Origin of the sequence: Nakamurella aerolata (assembly GCF_013002705.1) — a bacterium.
In the GTDB taxonomy this organism is placed as follows: domain Bacteria; phylum Actinomycetota; class Actinomycetes; order Mycobacteriales; family Nakamurellaceae; genus Nakamurella; species Nakamurella aerolata.
Window position 1 is genome coordinate 134,001 of record NZ_JABEND010000007.1, and the last position, 17,941, is coordinate 151,941.

The following is a 17,941-nucleotide window of genomic DNA, read 5'->3' on the forward strand; positions in this document are numbered from 1 at the left end:
GTTCAGCCCTCGGGCTGCTCCGGTTTCTGCGACGGTGCCGACTGCTGCGGGGGCTCCGGCTGCTGCTCCGGCTCCGGCTGCTGCGCCACTTCGCGCGCGGCATCAGGGCCCTTGTCGAGCAGCACTCCGAATCCGGCCTCGTCCAGAATCGGCACGCCGAGCGAGACCGCCTTGTCGTACTTGGATCCAGGATCGGCACCGACCACGACGAAGGCGGTCTTGCTCGACACCGACCCGGCAGCCTTGGCACCACGCTCCAGCAGCGCCGCCTTGGCCTCGTCGCGGGAGAAGCTGTCCAGCGAGCCGGTGACGACAACGCTCAACCCGGCCAGGGTCGGCTCCGGCCGGTCGGAGACGTCGTCCGCCATCCGCACCCCGGCGGCCGCCCACTTGTCGACGATCGCCAGATGCCACCGGACGGTGAACCACTCGGCGACCGAAGCGGCAATGGTCGGCCCCACCCCTTCGACCGCGGCCAGCGCATCCTGATCGGTCGCGGCCGCCTCGCGGATCGCGTCCAGCGAGCCGAAGTGCTGGGCCAGCGCGCGGGCGGCCGTCGGCCCAACATGCCGGATGGACAGCGACACCAGCACCCGCCACAGCGGCTGATCCTTGCGGGACTGCAGGTTGTCGAGCAGCTTGCGGCCGTTGGCCGACAGCTTCCCGGCCTTGGTGGTGAACAGCGGCGCCTTCAGCAGATCCGCCTCGTCCAGGTCGAACACGTCACCCTCGTCGGTGATGACGCCGGCGGCCAGCAGCGCCGCCGCCGCCTCACCCCCCATCGCCTCAATGTCGAATCCGGAACGGCTGGCCAGGTGATAGACCCGCTCGAGCAGCTGCGCAGGGCACGATCTGCTGTTCGGGCAGCGCAGGTCGACGTCGCCCTCCTTCTGCTGCGCCAGCTTGGTCCCGCAGGACGGGCAGTTGGTCGGCATCACGAACTCGCGCAGCTCGCGCCCTTCGCGCAGATCGACGACGGGGCCGAGGATCTCCGGGATGACGTCGCCGGCCTTGCGCACCACAACGGTGTCGCCAATCAGCACGCCCTTGCGCTTGACCTCGTCGGCGTTGTGCAGCGTCGCCCTTGCCACCGTCGACCCGGCAACGAGCACCGGCTCCAGCACCGCGAACGGTGTCACCCGCCCGGTGCGGCCGACGTTGACGGCGATGTCGAGCAGTTCGGTGGTGACCTCTTCGGGCGGGTACTTGTAGGCGATGGCCCACCGCGGCGCCCTCGAGGTGCTGCCCAGCCGCCGTTGGATGGCGATCTGGTCGACCTTCACGACCAGCCCGTCGATGTCGTGCTCCACGTCGTGCCGGTGCTCTGCCCAGTAGCCGACCCGGTCGAGCACCTCGGCCGCGGTCTGCACCACCTTGTTGTGGTCGGACACCGGAAGTCCCCACGCGCGCAGCCGTTCGTAGGCCTCGGACTGGCGGGTGATGTCGAAGCCGGTGCGGGCTCCGATGCCGTGGCACAACATGGCCAGTGGCCGGGCGGCGCTGACCTTCGGATCTTTCTGGCGCAGCGAACCGGCCGCCGAGTTGCGCGGGTTGGCGAACGGCGGTTTGCCCGCAGCCACCAGCGAGGCGTTCAGTTCGGCGAAACCGGCCAGCGGGAAGAACACCTCGCCGCGGATCTCCACCAGCTCGGGAATGGGGAAATCGTCGTGCCTGGCAAGGGTTTCCGGGACGTTCTTGATGGTGCGGACGTTCAGCGTGACGTCTTCACCGACCCGGCCGTCGCCGCGGGTGGCGGCGCGCACCAGGCGCCCATCGCGGTAGGTCAGGTTGACGGCCAGCCCGTCGATCTTCAACTCGGTGAGCCACGCCGGCCGGCTGCCGGCCTCCCGCTCGGTGCGGGCCAGCCAGGCTTCCAACTCGTCGGTGGAGAAGACGTTGTCCAGGCTCAGCATGCGCTCGGCGTGCTCGACCGCCGCGAACTCGGTGGCGAAGCCGCCCCCGACCCGCTGCGTCGGTGAGTCGGCGGTGACCAGCTCTGGATGCTCGTCCTCCAGCGCCTGCAACTCGCGCAGCAAACCGTCGAACTCGGCATCCGACATGGTGGGCGAATCGAGGACGTAGTAACGGAACTGGGCCGCGCTGATCCGCTCGCTCAGCTCGGCGTGCCTGCGCTGCGCGCCGGAGTCCGGCTGCTGCTCGTCGGCCTGGGCGGCGGCCGCCCGCGATCGGTCTCTGGCGCGGGCCGAGTCGTTGCTCACGCGGTCACTGTACGACCGGCCACCAACAGCCGGGCCGGTGCGTCGGCTCCGGCGGGATCGTCAGGCCATCTCCTCGGCGAGGGTGAGGTCTTCGGCCTCCTCGAGACTGCCGGCGGCCGGAGCCGGCGCGGTGTCGGTCGCGTCCACCGAGGCGAACAGCCGCCGGGTGACGGCCAACAGCAACGCGCCGATCAGCACCATGCCGGCGCCCACCCAGAACGGCAGGTGCGGGCTCACCTCTTCGCCGAGCTTGCCGGCCAACCACGGCGCCACCGCGCCACCGCCGAACCGCACAAAGCTGTACGCCGCCGAGGCCACCGGGCGCTCTACCGGTGCCACCTTCATCACCACTTCGGTGACCAGAGTGTTGTTGATACCCAAGAACAATCCGGCGGCGATCACACAGATCACCAGCACCGGCTTGTTCGCGGTGAAGATCGCCATCACCACCAGCAGCAGGGCGAAACAGGTCAGGCTGCCGATCACCGGGCGCAGCGTGCCGAACCGCGCCTGCAGCCTGGGAGCGACGAACACCGAGGTGTAGGCCAGCGCCAGACCCCAGCCGCAGAAGATCAACCCGACCGGGATGGCCGGCATCTCGAGCACGAACGGGGTGAAGGCCAACAGCGTGAAGAAGCCGAAGTTGTACAGCAGCGCGGTGATAGCGACCGACAACAGTCCTGGATGACGCAGCGCCCGGAACGGCGCGAGTATCGAGATCGGCTTGCCCTTGACGTTGCCGGACGGCAGCAGGAACACCGTCGCCACCATGGCGATCGCCATCAGCACGCCGACCCCGAAGAACGGTCCGCGCCAGGAAATGTCGCCGAGGATGCCGCCCAGCAGCGGCCCGACGGCGATGCCGACACCCAGGGCGGCCTCGTACAGAATGATGGCCTGCGCCACGGACCCCTTGGCCGAGCTGACGATGGTGGACAGCGCGGTGGCGATGAACAACGCGTTGCCAAGGCCCCACACCCCGCGCCAGCCCACGATGCCGCCGATGCTGCTCATGCAGCCGGCCGCCACCGATCCGATGATGATGATGGCGAGGCCGAGCAGCAGAGTGCGCTTGGCGCCGAGCCGGCTCGAGACGAAGCCGGTGATCAGCATGGCGACCGCCATCACCACCATGTAGCTGGTGAACAGCAGCGACACCTGCGCGGCGGAGGCGTGCAGGTCTTTGGCGATCGACGACAGGATCGGGTCGACAAGACCGATGCCCATGAAGGCGACGACGCAGGCGAATGCCACCGCCCACACGGCTTTCGGTTGCCGCCACATGCCGGCCGTGTGATGGCCTGCAGGCCCGCCACCGGGTACGGGCGCCCCATGGGCCTTGCTCGTCACGATCGTGGATCTTCCGTCGTGGCCTGTGCTCATCCATCCCGCCCTTTCATAGCTAAGCTAATTATAACCCAAAGAAGAAGCCCTCGGCGCCGCGGATCGATGTGATCCGCGGTACCGAGGGCGGCCTTTCCGGCTCTACTGAGACCTGCCCGCCGCTCCGCAGCCGACCAGTCGGCCGGACAGTGAACCGGACAGTGAAGCAGTCCGCCCAGCCGGCAGTACGGCCGGGCGATCAATCATCAGAAGAATAGCCAACCTAGCTGCCTTGCGCCAGCACAGGGGTGCTGGCGCCAGGCGCATCGCGCGGCTGACCCGGTCAGCGCTCCGGCACGCTGCCGACTCGCGGCAGCGTGTCCATCAGATCATTGAGCATGGTCACCGACTGGGCGAGCCGGCGCTGATCGGCAGCCGACAGCGAGGCGATGTACGGCTGGATGACCTGGCTGCGCGCCTTACGGGCGCGACGCAGCGCGGCCCGCCCGGCCGGGGTCAGGGTGATTAGCACCACCCTGGCGTCGCTCGGGTCGGAGCTGCGCTTGACCAGGCCGGCCTCGGCCAGCCGGTGCAGCTGGTTCGTCATGGTGGGCTGACTGCAGTGATCGGCGGCGGCCAGATCGGATACTCGGGACTTTCCGAGCAGATCGATCAGGCTGAGCAACCGAGCCTGCGCAAAGGGCACCTGCAGATCCGCCAGACTGGTGGCCCAGCGGTTCAGCCGGGCGGCGACGGACAGCAGGTCAGAACCGATCTCTTCTGGAGCACTCATACCGGCGAGCCTACCAGTTAGATAATAGTCTTTATATGAATGGCAGGTGGATTCACCCGGATCCGATGCATGTTCATTGTTACTTGATGCTGTTGGGCGGTCTGCAGCCGGGTCGCAGAGCGGCCAGGACCGATGGTTTCGCGCCAGAGCCGGAGCACCGGAGCCGGAGTTGGAGTGCCCGCGCCGGAGCGGCTGAGGCGGTACTGCTCAGCCGGAGTTGTCGGTCCAGCTGGCGGGCGGGTCGCCCACCGCCTCGACCAGCCGACGTGCAAAGGCCAGCGCCGGGGCCAGCGCATCACTGTGCTGCACCGGGGGCGCCGCCAGCAGCAGCTGCCGCTGGGCGGCCTCCGGGTCGGCGGCGTGCCGCCAGGATCGCAGCACCGCGGTCCCGGTCGCTGCGAACGACGATCCGCTGCCATCGACAGGCTGCGCGGCCTGCTGGCTCTGTCGATCGGACGGCGCCGCGGCCGCCGGCCGGTCGAGTTGGCAGATCAGTTGGGCGCCTTCGGAAACCGCTCCGGCCCACCGGTCGACCACCGCGGCAGACTGCTGGATGAACTCAGGCCAACTGCACGACACCACGGTGGCGCCCGCTGATCTGGCCAGCTCCCACGCCGGACCGATCTCAATGCCGGTGACGGCCGGAACGGCGAGCGCGGCCAACCCGGTTGTCAGCCAGGCCTGCAGCCGTTCCGCCGGGACCGCTCGTACCGTGCCGAACCCCGAAGCTGTCGGAATCTGTCCGGACAGGCAGGCAGCCAGCAGTGGTTCGTCGAAGTAGCCGCACAGCTGGGTGCCGGGCAGTCGGCGACCGAGCTCGGCCAACATCGTCCGGACGCCATCGGCCAGCGACTCGGTCAGGTCGCGCACCGCGCCAGGGTCGGTGATGGCGCGCTCGCCGCCGGCCAGTTCCAGCGATGCCGCCAGGCTGATCGGCCCGCGAACGCCGAGCACCAGCGCGGGTGCACCGGCGAAGGAGTCGCCGGCCGCGTCGAGGTCCCAGGCCAGCAGGTCACGGGCTCGCTGCACGTCCCGGCCGGGCCGCCCGGTGAGCCGCCAACCGCTCGGCACCACCTCGGCGGCCAGATCCACCAGCAGCGCGACGTCCCTGCCGACCGGGTCGGCGCCCACCCCGCGGTCGGGCAGTGCCGGCACAAACGGCAGCTCGGTGAGTTCTCCGGCGATCACCGCGCAGGCGGCGCGGATGTCGGTGCCCCGTACCGGCGCCAACCCGGTGGCGCCGGTGGGCCACCGGGCGCCGGCACCGAGGTCACCGGCCGCGCCGGAGGTCGGGGGTGTCCCGCTGCGATCCGGCGCCGGCGCCAAATCCGGGCCGAGCCCGAGCTGAGCCGCCAGGCCGGGATCGGGCGCGAATGGGTCGCTCATCGGGTACCGGTGATGGTGGCGGCGGCCAGCACCGCGTCGTCGGCCTCGTCGTACAGCACAACTGTCTGCCCCGGGGCGATGCCGCGGGCCGGTTCGTCGAGCCGCACCCGCAGACCGCCGTCGACCAGCTCGGCGTCGGCCGGCACCGTCGCGCCGTGGGCGCGCAGCTGGGCGCGCACCCTTGCCGGGAACACCGGCTGCCGGCCCGTCGGGAAGACCAGCCGGTGATCGGCCTCGACCTGCCGCACATCCAGCTCGTCCGCCCCGCCGACGGTGACCCGGCCGGACACCGGCTCGATGCCGAGCACGTACCGCGGCCGCCCGTCGACTGCCGGATGGTTCAGCCCCAAGCCCTTGCGCTGACCGATGGTGTAGCCGAAATGCCCGCTGTGCCGGCCGAGTTCGGCCCCGGTCGCGCTGTCCACCAACACTCCGGGCCGCTCCCCCAGCTTCTCGGTGAGGTAGCCCTGGGTGTCGCCCTCGGGGATGAAACAGATGTCGTAGGAGTCGGGCTTGGCGGCAACCGAGAAGCCGCGCTCCGCCGCCATCGCGCGGACCTGCTGCTTGGTCAGCTCACCCAGCGGAAAGAGGCAGTACGCCAGCTGGTCCGGCCGCAGCACCGCCAGCACGTACGACTGATCCTTGGCCGCATCAACCGAGCGCCGCAGCTGGCCGTCGACCAGCCGCACGTGATGGCCCGTCGCCACCGCGTCGAAACCGAGCGCAATCGCCCGGTCGAGCAGGGCCTCGAACTTGATCTTCTCGTTGCAGCGCAGGCAAGGATTGGGAGTGCGCCCCGCCTCGTACTCGGCCAGGAAGTCGGCGACAACGTCGCGCGCGAACTCCTCACTGAAATCCCAGACGTAGTAAGGGATCTGCAGCAGATCGGCGACCCGCCTGGCATCGAGCGCGTCCTCAACGGTGCAGCAGCCACGGGAGCCGGTGCGCAGCGTGCCAGGCTGGCGGGACAGCGCCAGATGCACCCCGGTCACCTGGTGCCCGGCCTCGACGGCCAGCGCGGCCGCGACCGCCGAGTCCACTCCGCCGCTCATAGCGGCCAACACCCTCATCCGGCCGGCTCCGAGACCAGCGCGGGGGTGAGGGCCCGGCTCCGGCGCCGCTGCAGCGCCGACTTTGCCCGTTCGACGGCCGGCCCGATGGCGGCCACCAGCGCGGCGACATCGTCGTCGGTGCTGGTGTGCCCCAACGAGAATCGCAGGCCGCTGGACGCTCGCTGATGGTCCATCCCAGCGGCCAGCAGGACGTGGGAGGCCCTGGTGACGCCGGCGGTGCACGCCGATCCTGCCGAACTCTGAATGCCAGCGGAGTCCAACAACATCAGCAGCGTCTCCGCCTCGCAGCCGGGAAAGGTGAGGTGGACGGTGCCGGGCAGCCGGGCACCGCCATCGACGGTCGGCGCGGCGTCGGGGACACGGTCGAGCACACCGCGGATCAGTCGCTCGGAGAGCTCCGTCAGGCGGCGGTTGCGCTCGGTGCGGGTGACCACCGCGGCCCGCACCGCGACCGCCAGCCCGACGATGCCAGGCACGTTGAGCGTCCCGGAGCGCAGGCCCCGCTCATGACCACCGCCGTGCAGCAGCGGCGTCAGCTGCGCGTCCCGCCGCACCACAAGGGCACCAGCACCTGGCGGGCCACCGATCTTGTGACCGGTGAGCGCCAGCGTGGTGACGCCGGGCAGCTGGTCCATGGCGACCGGCAGGGAACCGACGGCCTGCACGGCGTCGCAGTGCAGCGGCACCCCGGCGGCCGCAGCCGCCTCGGCGATCGCCGGCAGGTCGGTGACGGCGCCGGTCTCGTTGTTGGCCCACATCACGGCGGCCAGCGCCGGCGGGCCGGCCGGGCCGGTATCAGCCAGGGTGTGCCGGAAACCGTCGACGCTGACCCTTGCGGCGCCGTCCAGCGGGAGCCAGCGCAGCTGCGCGTCGGGCAGGCGCTCGGCCGGCTCCAGCACCGCGTGGTGTTCGGCCGGCGACAGCAGCACCGTCCGGCGGCCGGCACCCGCGGCCCGGTACAGGCCCGTCACCGCGAGGTTGTCCGACTCGGTACCGCCCGAGGTGAAAACGATCTCGCTCGGGTGGGCCCGTAGATCCGCGCCGATCGACTCCCTGGCCTGCTCAACCTGCTGCCGCGCGGAGCGGCCGGCGGCATGCACCGAAGAAGGATTGCCGTTCGTGTTCCCCACCGCGGCCATCGCCTCGGACACCGCAGAAACCACCTCCGGCAGCACCGGGGTGGTCGCGCCATGATCCAGATACACCATCGCTCACCAGGGTAGGCCGGGCCGGGCGTGTGCGAGGAATCGAGCACGTGCGGCGTTGATCGGAGCCGACCGGGTCGGCCGGGCACCGGCCGCCGCATGCCGCCGACCAGCCACCTACCAGCCGCTGACATGCCCCAGTCCAGCCGCCGACCAGCCACAGACCAGCCGCTGACAAAGCGTGAATGAACTCACATCTAAAACTCGGCTTGTTCACATGAACGAGGGCATAGATTATTGGCACGGCAGGTTTCCTGCCGTGGCCGTTCCAGTGCCGGGTAGCCACTGGAACAGTGCCATGAAGCGCCGGGCGGCACCGACCCCGCCCGGCGCTTCGGCATTTCCGGAGCCAGTGGCGATGCGCTTACGCCGCGCACGACACCTCGTGGTTGCCCGTCAGGGCCCGTCAGGCCGCAACAGTCCGGCGCTGCGCGCCGTCGACCGGCTCGGAACGCGGCCCGGGCAGCATGCCGAATCCCTGCGCCACCGGCGCCTCACCCGACACCGGCACCCCACCCGAGCCCGACGACTCGGCCGGCGCCACCAACTCACCCTGCGCCACCAACTCACCGTGCGCCACCAACTCACCGTGCGCCACCAACTCAGCCTGCGCCGGCGACTCGGCCTCTGGCGCGCTCGTTGAGCGCCGGCCCGCCAGCACCGCACTGCCAAGGTCGTCGGCCACAGCCCGCTGCACCCGCTCAGCCAGCCGGGCCCGGTCGGTGGCCCGGTGGCCGGTGCCGGCGATGGCCGGGACCACCGGCAGCCAGCGCAACTCGATCGTCAGGCCGCGCATCGCCAGCACCCGCCGCAGCGCGGTGAGCATGGTTTCGTCGCCGACGAAGGCCGGAGCCGCGCACGGCGATCCGGTGGCATCCAGGTAGCGCACGGTGACCGGAGCGACCACCACTGCCGTGTCGATGGCGGCCTGGAACAGGCTGCGGTGAAAGCGATCCAGTGCCCCGCCGCACCTGGTGGTGGCCTCGGGGAAGAACTGCACCTTGGCGCCCGAACGCAGCGCCGCCGCCATGGCGTCGATCGCTGCGGGCAGCTCTGACCAGCGGTCGCGGCGCAGGAAGATGCTCCCGCTGCACCGGGCCAGTCCGCCGACCAGCGGCCAGGAACCAACCTCGTCCTTGGCCACCTGACGCAGCGGTTGCTGCGCCGACAGGGCCAGCACGTCAAGGAACGAGATGTGATTGCCGACCACCACAGCGGGCCCGGAGCGCGGAGATCCCTTGACCCGCACCGTGATGCGCAGCGCCCGCAGCAGCCAGCGCGCGGCCCTGCCCTGCACCCAACAGGCCCGGTCGATGCGGCCGGACCTGGCAGCCAGCCGTACCAGCGTCGCTCCGATGGCCAGCACCAGAGCGGCGGCCAGGGCCACCCCGGCCCTGGCCAGCGGCCCACGCCGCAGCCCGAGCGGAGCCACCGCCGGATCGACACAGTCGGCTCCGCACCGATCGCGGGTGCAGTCGATCGCCCCGCTGCTACGTCCAGCGGGCCCAGCGGATGCAGTGGGTCCAGCGGGTGCAATGGGTCCAGCGGGTGCAATGGGTCCAGCGGGTTCAGCAGGTGCAGCGGGTCCAGCGGGTCCAGTGGGTTCAGCGGGTGCAGTTGGTTCAGTGGGTGCAGTGGGTGCAGCGGCTCCGGAGGCGATCGCGCCCGTCCCGCGGTGGTCGCGCTCCGCCGGCGTCGGAGCGACGGGCAGCACCGAAGGGCGGCGGCCGGACACCGCGGCCGCGAGCAGGCTCACGACGATCCGCCGAGGAAGAAGCGCAGATAGCGCCGGTCGGTGTTGTCCAGATCCAGCAGCACCAAGAAGTCGGCGGTGCCGAACTCGGGGTCGTGCGCCGGCGCGCCGCACACCACGGCGCCGAGCCGCAGATACCCGCGCAGCAGCGGCGGGATGACGGCCCGAGCGGGCCGCGGTAGCCCGTCGAGCGGCAACGGCCGGTGCGGCACGCAACGCAGTTCCGGCGCCGCCAGGTGCCTGGCAGCGGCCAGGTCGGCAAAGGCGGCCGCGTTCCCGCCGCCGTCGGCCAGCGAGATGGATGCGCAGCCCAACAGGTAGCGATAGCCGGCGAGGTGCATGTAGCGTGCGATGCCGCCCCACAGCAGCGAAACCGCTGTGCCACTGCGGTGTTCGGCGGCCACGCAGGACCTGCCGGCCTCGACGGCGCTGGACAGCAGCGGTTCCAGCGGCGTCAGATCGAACTCGCCGCCGGAGTACAGCCCAGCGCTGCGCGGGTCGGCATCGTTGCTGTGGGCCGGCAACAGCCGGTAGGTGGCGACCGCTTCCCTACCCGTGGTGTGCAGCGCGCCGCGGTCCGGGTCGGTCTGCTCGTGCCAGACGATCAGATGGTCGCAGTGATCGTCGAACTCATCCGCGTCCAGGAGCTCGGGCCCCGGCGTGCTGGCACCGAACTCTTCGCTGAAGATCCGATGCCGAAGGTGTTGGGCGGCAGCGACCTCGGTGGCGTCGCCGGCGAGGGTCAATCGGTAGCGGGCCCGCTGGGGGCTTCGTGGGTCCGGCGCATCAAGCAGCAGCTCGGTGGTGGTCACGGTGCTGATGCTGGACCCGCAGGGAGCGCTGCCGGCGTTCGCCGGGTGGAGGCCCGGTGACGTTTAGGTGAAGGCTCGGGGCGGCACCACCGGCGTCGCCGGCGCCTGCCGCTTGCCGGCCCGGCTACCCCGGGTCCGCAGAGCGTTCAGAGCTATTCAGAGGTATTCAGAGGGCGATCCCCACGTACTTGGTCTCCAGGTACTCGTCGATGCCCTCGGGGCCGCCCTCCCGGCCAAGGCCGGAGGCCTTGATGCCGCCGAACGGAGCGGCCGGGTTCGACACCACGCCCTGATTGAGGCCGATCATGCCGGACTCCAACGCTTCTGCCACCCGCAGCGCCCTGCTGACGTCCTGGGTGAACAGATAGCTGACCAAACCGTATTCGGTGTCGTTGGCGAGGGCGATCGCCTGCTCCTCGGTCTCGAAGGTGGTGATCGGCGCCACCGGACCGAAGATCTCCTCGCTGAACATCCTGGCGCTGGCCGGCACCGAGGTGAGCACCGTCGGTGGGTAGAAGTAGCCCTCCCCGCCCAGCGGCTTGCCGCCGGTGGTGACGGTGGCACCGGCCTTGACGGCGTCGTCCACCAGCTCGGTCACCTTGTCGATGGCGGCCTCGTCGATCAGCGGGCCGACCTGCGACGCCGGGTCGGTGCCAGGGGCGACGGTGAGCGCGCTCATCTTCTCGGTGAGCCGCGCGGCAAACTCCTCGCACACGTCCTTGTGCACGATGAATCGGTTCGCTGCGGTGCAGGCCTCGCCGATGTTGCGCATCTTGGCGAGCATCGCCCCGGCCACCGCGCGATCCAGATCGGCATCGGCGAAGACGACGAACGGGGCATTGCCGCCCAGCTCCATCGAGACCTTCAGCACGTTGGTGGCGGATTGCGCGATCAGCCCCTGCCCCACCCCGGTCGAGCCGGTGAAGGTGAGCTTGCGCAGCCGCGGGTCGGCGATGATCGGCTCGGAAACCGCTGCGGCATTGGAGGTTTGCACCACACCGAGGACACCCGCCGGCAGGCCCACATCGATGAACAGTTGCGCCAGCGCCAATGTCGACAGCGGCGTCTGCTTGGCCGGTTTCACCACCATGGTGCAGCCGGCTGCGAACGCGGGCGCGAGTTTGCGGGTGCCCATGGCGAGCGGGAAGTTCCACGGGGTGATCGCGTAGGCCGGCCCGACCGGCTGCTTCATGGTGAGCAGCCGAGTGCCGCCGGACGGGGCGACGGCATACCGGCCGTCGATCCGCACGGCCTCCTCGGAGAACCAGCGCAGGAACTCCGCCGCATAGCTGACCTCGCCCCTGGCCTCGGCCAGCGGCTTGCCCATCTCCAGGGTCATCAACAACGCGAACTCGTCCACGCGCGCGGTCAACGCCTCGAACGCTGCCCGCAACAGCTCGCCGCGCTCACGGGGATCGGTTGCGGCCCAAGATTTCTGCGCGGCCACCGCAGCATCGAGGGCGGCAATGCCGTGGTCGGCGTTGGCATCAGCCACCGAGGTCAGCGCCTTGCCGGTGGCCGGGTTGATCACGTCGAAACTCGGGCCGGGTTCGACCCATTCGCCGCCGATCAGCAGGCCCTTGGGGACCGAATCGATCAGCTCGGTGATCTGCTGCTCGCTGACTCCGGCTGTTGCTGACTTTGCCTTTTCGGTGACGGACATCGGCTGCTCCCGCTGGTTGAGCGCTGTGCTGACGTGCCAGCTCCGCGCTGGTGACGAGGGTGTTCCCCGGTTTGCGCTCAACGGTACTTTCCGGCGCGCCCCTGCGATGCGCGGGGCCGAGCGCTGCTGCGGGTGCCGTGAGGTGAAACACCACGCCGAATTTCGCGGCGGTTTTGTGCTCGGCGCACACCCGCACCCCCGGCCGGACGCGCGGTGCGCGTCCGGCCGGGGGTGCGGGCGGCAGTGCAAACGGACGGCGGTGCCGACGGCCCGCTCAGCGGGCGACGGCCAGCAGCGGGCGGATCAGCCCTTGCGCGAGCTGACCTCCTGGGTCAGCTGCGGGGCGACGTCGAACAGGTCACCGACAACACCGAAGTCGGCGATCTCGAAGATCGGCGCGTCCGGATCCTTGTTCACCGCGACGATGCTCTTGGAGGTCTGCATGCCGGCGCGGTGTTGGATGGCACCGGAGATGCCCAGCGCGATGTACAGCTGCGGCGACACCGTCGTCCCGGTCTGCCCGACCTGGAACTGGTGTGGGTAGTAGCCGGAGTCGACAGCGGCGCGCGAGGCACCGACGGCGGCACCGAGGGCGTCGGCAAGCTGTTCGACGACGCTGAACTTGTCGGCGCTGCCGACGCCGCGGCCACCGGACACCACGGTCTGCGCCGCGGCCAGGTCGGGGCGGTCGCCGGCCGGTTCGGTATGCACCGCCGTCACGGTGGTGGCGGTGGCGGGGTCGACGGTGAACTGCACGGGAACCTGCTCCCCCGCTCCGGCCACCGGCTCGGCGGTGACGGCGCCCGCTCGCACCGTGATCACCGGAATGCCCTGCGTCACTTGGGATGTCACGACGTAGCTGCCGCCGAAGACGGACAGCGTGGCGACCACGGATTCGTCCAGGTCGACAGCATCGGCGATCACCCCGGAATCCAGCCGGATGGCGAGCCGACCGGCGATGTCGCGGCCGTCGACGGTGTTCGGCAACAGCACCGCCGCGACCTCTCCGGCACCGCCGGCGGCTTCGACGGCGGCTTGCAGGGCCGCCACCTGGGGGGTGACGGCGTAGCTGTCGGCATCGGGTGATTCGGCGACGAAGATCTTCTCGGCGCCGGCGGCGGCCAGCTCACCGGCCAGCGCCGCGGCGGCACCGGGAGCACCGACCACGACGGCGGCCGGGGTGCCGACCCTGCGGGCAGCGGTCAGCAGCTCGCCGGTGACGGGTCGCAACGCCCCGTCGGCGTGCTCGGCAAGAACCAGAACTGTTGGCATAGTTGTTGTCTCCTCAACGATGTGGAAGCGGAGGGCTTTTTCGAAGGCTCGGCGGTTTCGCGACTACCGGGGTGGACCGGGCGCGGGTCAGATCAGCCGCTCGGTGGCGAGGAACTCGGCCACCTTCGCGCCGGCGGTCCCGTCGTCGGTGATCTTCTGGCCGGCCTCGCGGGGCGGCTTCGGTGCGGAACTGACCACCCTGGACGCCGCATTCGCCCCGCCGGTGTTCGACAGCCCGAGGTCGGCGGCGCTGAGCGTCTGCACCGGCTTCTTCTTGGCCGCCATGATGCCCTTGAAGTTCGGATAGCGCGGGTCGGCGATCTTCTCCGACACGCTGACCAGCGCCGGCAACGGCGCGGTGACCTCGGCGTACCCGCCGTCGATCAGCTTCTCGGCGGACAGCGTCGTCCCGTCCACCGTGACCTTGCGGGCCGAGGTGACCTGCGGCAGGCCGAGCCGCTCGGCCAGCATCGCGGGCACCGTACCGGTCATCCCGTCCGACGCCTCGTTACCGGTGATCACCAGGTCGAACCCGACGGTGCGCAGCGCCGCGGCCAGCGCCGCCGACGTCTGCCAGGCGTCGGAGCCGGCCAGCGCGTCGTCCACCAGATGCACGGCCTTGTCGGCGCCCATCGCCAGTGCCTTGCGCAGCGCCTCGGTGGCGCGCTGCGGGCCCATGGTGACAACGGTCACCTCGCCGCCGTGCTGCTCGGCGAGTTGCAGCGCCACCTCGACGCCACGGGAGTCGATCTCGTCGATGACGGCCTCGCCGGCGTCACGGTCGAGGGTGCCGTCGTCCTTCAAGCGGCGCTCGGCGTAGGTATCGGGGACCTGCTTGACCAGAACGGCGATATTCATGCCTGGCTTCATCCTCTCTGCGCTCTCCGGGGGTTCCCGGAGTGGGTGCGCTACCACCACATCATCACAAGGGGTGTCGGTCGATAAGTTACTGGTGAGTAACTTACCGACACCTAGCTTACCGTCGGCTCAGAGCCAGCCGTACGAGCGGGCTTGCCTGGCAGCTTCGGCCCTGGTTCTGGTGTTGGTCTTGCCGATCGCCGACGACAGGTAGTTGCGCACGGTCCCGTCGGACAGATGCAGCGCCTTGGCGATGTCGGCCACCGTCCCGCCCGCCTCGGCGGCCCGCAATACCTCGCCCTCCCGCTCGGTCAGCGGCGAGTCGCCGGCCAGCAGGCTGGCGGAGGCCAGCGCCGGATCAAGCACCCGCAACCCGGCGTGCACCCGCCGCACCGCGTCGGCAAGCTCGCGCGCCGGAGTGTCCTTGACGACGAAACCCGCTGCGCCGGCTTGCAATCCGCGGCGCAGGTAGCCGGGACGCCCGAAGGTGGTGACCACCAGCACCCGGACAGCCGGCGCCTGCTCGGTCAGCTGTGCGGTGGCGGCCAGCCCGTCCAGCACCGGCATCTCGACGTCCATCAACACCACGTCGGGTTGCAGCGAGCGGGCGGCGGCCACCGCGGCCCGGCCGTCGCCGACCTCGCCGACCACCTCGAGATCCGGCTCCAGCCGAAGCAGCGCGGCGAGCGCACCGCGGACCAACGCCTGATCGTCGGCCAGCAGCACCCTGATGCTCACCGGGCACCGCCGCCGGCGCCGCGATCGGCGGCGCGATCCGATACCGGCTGCCGCGCGGGTGTGCCCTGGCCGGTGGATGCGGTTGCGGCCCTTGGTGTCCGCCCCCGGACGGCCGGGACGGCCACCAGCGGTGCCAGCGCTCCGCCAAACGGTTCGCCCGACGGTTCGACTGCCGCCGTGACGGGCGTCTCGACGGGCGGCTCGGCGGGCCGCCCGGTGAGCGGAGCGGCAGCGGCCGGGTCGGCAGGCGGCCCTGTGGTTGGCAGGACGGTGACGGTGAGCTCGAAGCCGGGGCGCAGCCGCCGGGTGACGACGGTGGCGCCGACGGCAGCGGCTCGCTCGCGCAGGCTGCGTAGGCCGTGCCCGCCGTCGGCGGCCCCGGCCGCCGCGGTATCCGACCGGCCCGCAGCAGCGTCGGCGAAGACGCCGGCGTTGGCGTCCGCCGCACCGAAACCGTTGTCCCGCACGGTGATCGCCGTCTCGGTGATCCTGATGCTGCACCGGGTGGCGGCGGAGTGCCGCAGCACGTTGGTGATCGCCTCGCGGACGGTCCAGGCGAACAGCTCGCGCAGATCGTCAGGCACATCGCCGAGCGCTGAGGGCAGCTCGGCGCGGATGCCGGCGGCGTCCAGCGCGTTCCTCGCCCCGATCAACTCGGTGTTCAGCGAAATCTCGCGGTAGCCCTCTACCGCGCCCCGCACGTCACTGAGCGCCTGCCGAGACAGGCGTTCCAGGTCGCCGACCTCGCGCCGCGCGGCCGCCGGGTCGAGGTCGAACAGCCGGCCGGCCAACTCCGCCTTGACCGTCATCACGGTGAGCGAGTGACCGAGCAGATCATGCAGATCCCGCGCGAACCTCGCCCGCTCGTCGGCCACCATCAGTTGGGCGTTCCGCTCCCGTTCGCGCTGCAGTTCCCGCTGCCGGCGAGCACCCGAGATGCCAAGCAGCGCACCGAGAAACCCGAACCCGAGACCGAACAAAGAGCCGGTGTCCTCGACCCAGCCGGACACGTGCAGCTGCAGAATCCAGTAACCGGCTCCCGCCATCGCGGCACAGCACCCCGCGGCCCACAGCGGCAGCGTCCAGACCGCGCTGATCGCCACGAAGAACACCGCAGGGAACCCGTCCTGCCCGGCCACCAGCACCAGCCCGGCGGCGACCGCACCCAGCGCCGCGAACCTGGCCAGCCCGGCCACGTTCGGCCACGTCCGCAGCGGCCACCGGACCCGAACCATCACCGCCCGCTGCAGCACCAGGTGCGCGACGTACAGGGCACCGAACAGTGCCACCAGCACGGATCCGGTCAGCGCCGCGGCGAACGACCGGTGGAACCACAGCGACGCCACCGGCTGGACCAACCAGAACAGCCAGATGCAGCTCCAGAACAACGAGATCAACAGCCCGGACCGGTCGGTGTGCCTTGTGCTGCCGCCGCCTGGGTCGCCGCCTGGGTGGGCACCGGAGCGGCTGTCGGAGCCTGCGGGAGTTTCACCGCTGACGGCGCCGCTGGTCTCGCGCGCATCGCTCCGCTGCCGGAGCTGAGGTGCCGGTACCCACGCTGCCGGCCGCCGACCTGCCGCGGTGCCCAGCATCGCGCGCCACCCGGTCAGGGCGCGGCGCACCACCTCGGCAGTTTTCATAGCACCCATATTCTCCTACCGTCGGACCGGTCCTCGGTCGGCGTCGGGCTTCGGTGCACGGTCAGCCAGTCCCATCCATCCGCGGGCCCGCGGGAAGAATCGGCGTCTCGATCGGCATCTGCCCAGGTCGGATTCCGCAAGCATCGATCCAGGCACCTATTTTTCTCGCGACGGTTTGTTCTCGCGACGGTCCGAAGCGTTTGCGCCGCAGCGCCAGCGGGCTCGGTGCCAGCAGGCTCGGTGCCCTGACTCACTGCCAGCAGGCTCACTGCCACCGGACCCGACTGCCGTCACACCCGCTTGGTGTCCCTACGGAACAGCAGTACCGCCGCACCGACGAAGATCACGGCCCAGGCGCCGATGTTCAGCAGCCAGATGCCGAGGTGGTCCCAACCCAACACCGGTGCGTGGGCGAGCCCGGTAACGCCGTACATCGGCGTGAGCCTGGCGAACAGATCGAAGCCGGTGCTGAACACCGTCTGCGGAATGAACACGCCGCCGGCAAAGGCCAGCAGGGTCAACGCCATCCCCATCACCTGCATGGCGTTCTCGGCCGGCAGCAGGAAGCCCACCATCAATCCGAAGGCGGCCATCAGCATCGAGCCGAGCCAACCGAGCAGGAACGACTCGACCCAGGCCGAGGCGCTCATCTGCGCCCCGGTCGCGGCCGCGATCGCGTACACCAGGCCCATCGAGACCAGTCCCATCACCATCGCCACCAAGATTTTGCTGACGATGTAGGCGGTGCCCGACAGCGGCGTGATCCGCAGCTGACGCGACCAACCCTGGGATCGCTCGACCGAGACGCCGGACGACACCGACGCGGTCGACACCATCGCGGCGTAGACACCCAGGGAGATCGCCACGAAGGCGGCGGTGTTGCCGCCACCGGCATCGAAACTCTGGGATCTGAAGACGAAGTAGAACACCACCGGCATCAGGACGGCGAAGATCATCGAGCGTCGGTTGCGCAGCAACCGGCGCAGCTCGATGGCCAGCATGGTGGCGTTGAAACCGCCAAGCCGTGGAGCGTTGCGGCTGCTGATTCCGGGCGGGGCGGCGGCCGGGACCGTTGCCGCCCCGCCGTCAATCGTGGTGTGCGCCATGGATTTTGCCTTTCTGGAAGCTGAGCTGGGTCGGGACTGCTTGAACGGGTGGATTTGGGCCAGGCCGGCTGGACGGGGTGACTCGGGTGCGGACGGCTGG

The 17,941-nt window shown here is 70.4% G+C and carries 14 protein-coding genes; all 14 read right to left on the reverse strand.

From position 1 onward, the window contains the following. Positions 1-2: 2 nt before the first annotated feature. On the reverse strand, positions 3-2,219 hold the full coding sequence (ligA, locus tag HKD39_RS12990; RefSeq protein WP_171200300.1) for an NAD-dependent DNA ligase LigA: 2,217 nt from the start codon (positions 2,217-2,219) through the stop codon (positions 3-5). A gap of 60 nt (positions 2,220-2,279) precedes the next feature. Beyond that, complete coding sequence (locus HKD39_RS12995; RefSeq protein ID WP_171200301.1) at positions 2,280-3,503, reverse strand: MFS transporter; 1,224 nt, start codon at positions 3,501-3,503, stop codon at positions 2,280-2,282. A 382-nt stretch (positions 3,504-3,885) separates the two neighbouring features. Next, the gene (locus tag HKD39_RS13000; RefSeq protein WP_171200302.1) at positions 3,886-4,335 is read right to left on the reverse strand and encodes a MarR family winged helix-turn-helix transcriptional regulator; all 450 of its coding nucleotides are present in this window, start codon (positions 4,333-4,335) and stop codon (positions 3,886-3,888) included. A 207-nt stretch (positions 4,336-4,542) separates the two neighbouring features. After that, entirely contained in the window at positions 4,543-5,721 is a 1,179-nt protein-coding gene (locus tag HKD39_RS13005; protein WP_171200303.1) for a uroporphyrinogen decarboxylase/cobalamine-independent methonine synthase family protein, read from the reverse strand. Further along, positions 5,718-6,791, reverse strand: coding sequence for a tRNA 2-thiouridine(34) synthase MnmA (mnmA, locus tag HKD39_RS13010; protein WP_171200304.1), 1,074 nt, complete (start codon positions 6,789-6,791; stop codon positions 5,718-5,720). The genes HKD39_RS13005 and mnmA overlap by 4 nt, the downstream gene beginning before the upstream one ends. Then, the gene (locus HKD39_RS13015) at positions 6,788-8,002 is read right to left on the reverse strand and encodes a cysteine desulfurase family protein (protein ID WP_171200305.1); all 1,215 of its coding nucleotides are present in this window, start codon (positions 8,000-8,002) and stop codon (positions 6,788-6,790) included. Before HKD39_RS13015 ends, mnmA begins: the two co-directional genes overlap by 4 nt. Before the next feature lie 403 nt (positions 8,003-8,405). Then, positions 8,406-9,431, reverse strand: coding sequence for a lysophospholipid acyltransferase family protein (locus HKD39_RS18875; RefSeq protein WP_212754514.1), 1,026 nt, complete (start codon positions 9,429-9,431; stop codon positions 8,406-8,408). Between the two features lie 320 nt (positions 9,432-9,751). Further along, positions 9,752-10,564 carry a GNAT family N-acyltransferase gene (locus HKD39_RS13025; RefSeq protein ID WP_171200306.1) on the reverse strand — a complete coding sequence of 271 codons (813 nt, stop codon included), beginning with the start codon at positions 10,562-10,564 and terminating at the stop codon, positions 9,752-9,754. Positions 10,565-10,730: 166 nt separating this feature from the next. Then, positions 10,731-12,227, reverse strand: coding sequence for an NAD-dependent succinate-semialdehyde dehydrogenase (locus HKD39_RS13030; protein ID WP_171200307.1), 1,497 nt, complete (start codon positions 12,225-12,227; stop codon positions 10,731-10,733). A 303-nt stretch (positions 12,228-12,530) separates the two neighbouring features. After that, positions 12,531-13,499: an electron transfer flavoprotein subunit alpha/FixB family protein gene (locus tag HKD39_RS13035; RefSeq protein WP_171200308.1), complete on the reverse strand. Its 969-nt coding sequence runs from the start codon at positions 13,497-13,499 to the stop codon at positions 12,531-12,533. Positions 13,500-13,586: 87 nt separating this feature from the next. After that, the gene (locus HKD39_RS13040; RefSeq protein ID WP_171200309.1) at positions 13,587-14,357 is read right to left on the reverse strand and encodes an electron transfer flavoprotein subunit beta/FixA family protein; all 771 of its coding nucleotides are present in this window, start codon (positions 14,355-14,357) and stop codon (positions 13,587-13,589) included. A 129-nt stretch (positions 14,358-14,486) separates the two neighbouring features. Further along, positions 14,487-15,095 carry a response regulator gene (locus HKD39_RS13045; protein ID WP_171200310.1) on the reverse strand — a complete coding sequence of 203 codons (609 nt, stop codon included), beginning with the start codon at positions 15,093-15,095 and terminating at the stop codon, positions 14,487-14,489. Further along, the gene (locus HKD39_RS13050; RefSeq protein ID WP_171200311.1) at positions 15,092-16,735 is read right to left on the reverse strand and encodes a sensor histidine kinase; all 1,644 of its coding nucleotides are present in this window, start codon (positions 16,733-16,735) and stop codon (positions 15,092-15,094) included. The genes HKD39_RS13045 and HKD39_RS13050 overlap by 4 nt, the downstream gene beginning before the upstream one ends. A 290-nt stretch (positions 16,736-17,025) precedes the next feature. Then, on the reverse strand, positions 17,026-17,841 hold the full coding sequence (locus HKD39_RS13055) for an ABC transporter permease (protein ID WP_171200312.1): 816 nt from the start codon (positions 17,839-17,841) through the stop codon (positions 17,026-17,028). Between the last annotated feature and the right edge of the window lie 100 nt (positions 17,842-17,941).

Bases quoted from the DNA above. Each gene is read 5' to 3' on its own strand.
- HKD39_RS13005 (WP_171200303.1), bottom strand. From the start codon at position 5,721: ATGAGCGACCCATTCGCGCCCGATCCCGGCCTGGCGGCTCAGCTCGGG.
- HKD39_RS13050 (WP_171200311.1), bottom strand. From the start codon at position 16,735: ATGAAAACTGCCGAGGTGGTGCGCCGCGCCCTGACCGGGTGGCGCGCG.
- HKD39_RS13035 (WP_171200308.1), bottom strand. From the start codon at position 13,499: ATGCCAACAGTTCTGGTTCTTGCCGAGCACGCCGACGGGGCGTTGCGA.
- HKD39_RS13000 (WP_171200302.1), bottom strand. From the start codon at position 4,335: ATGAGTGCTCCAGAAGAGATCGGTTCTGACCTGCTGTCCGTCGCCGCC.
- HKD39_RS13055 (WP_171200312.1), bottom strand. From the start codon at position 17,841: ATGGCGCACACCACGATTGACGGCGGGGCGGCAACGGTCCCGGCCGCC.
- HKD39_RS12995 (WP_171200301.1), bottom strand. From the start codon at position 3,503: ATGTGGCGGCAACCGAAAGCCGTGTGGGCGGTGGCATTCGCCTGCGTC.
- HKD39_RS13015 (WP_171200305.1), bottom strand. From the start codon at position 8,002: ATGGTGTATCTGGATCATGGCGCGACCACCCCGGTGCTGCCGGAGGTG.
- mnmA (WP_171200304.1), bottom strand. From the start codon at position 6,791: ATGAGGGTGTTGGCCGCTATGAGCGGCGGAGTGGACTCGGCGGTCGCG.
- HKD39_RS13040 (WP_171200309.1), bottom strand. From the start codon at position 14,357: ATGAATATCGCCGTTCTGGTCAAGCAGGTCCCCGATACCTACGCCGAG.
- HKD39_RS13030 (WP_171200307.1), bottom strand. From the start codon at position 12,227: ATGTCCGTCACCGAAAAGGCAAAGTCAGCAACAGCCGGAGTCAGCGAG.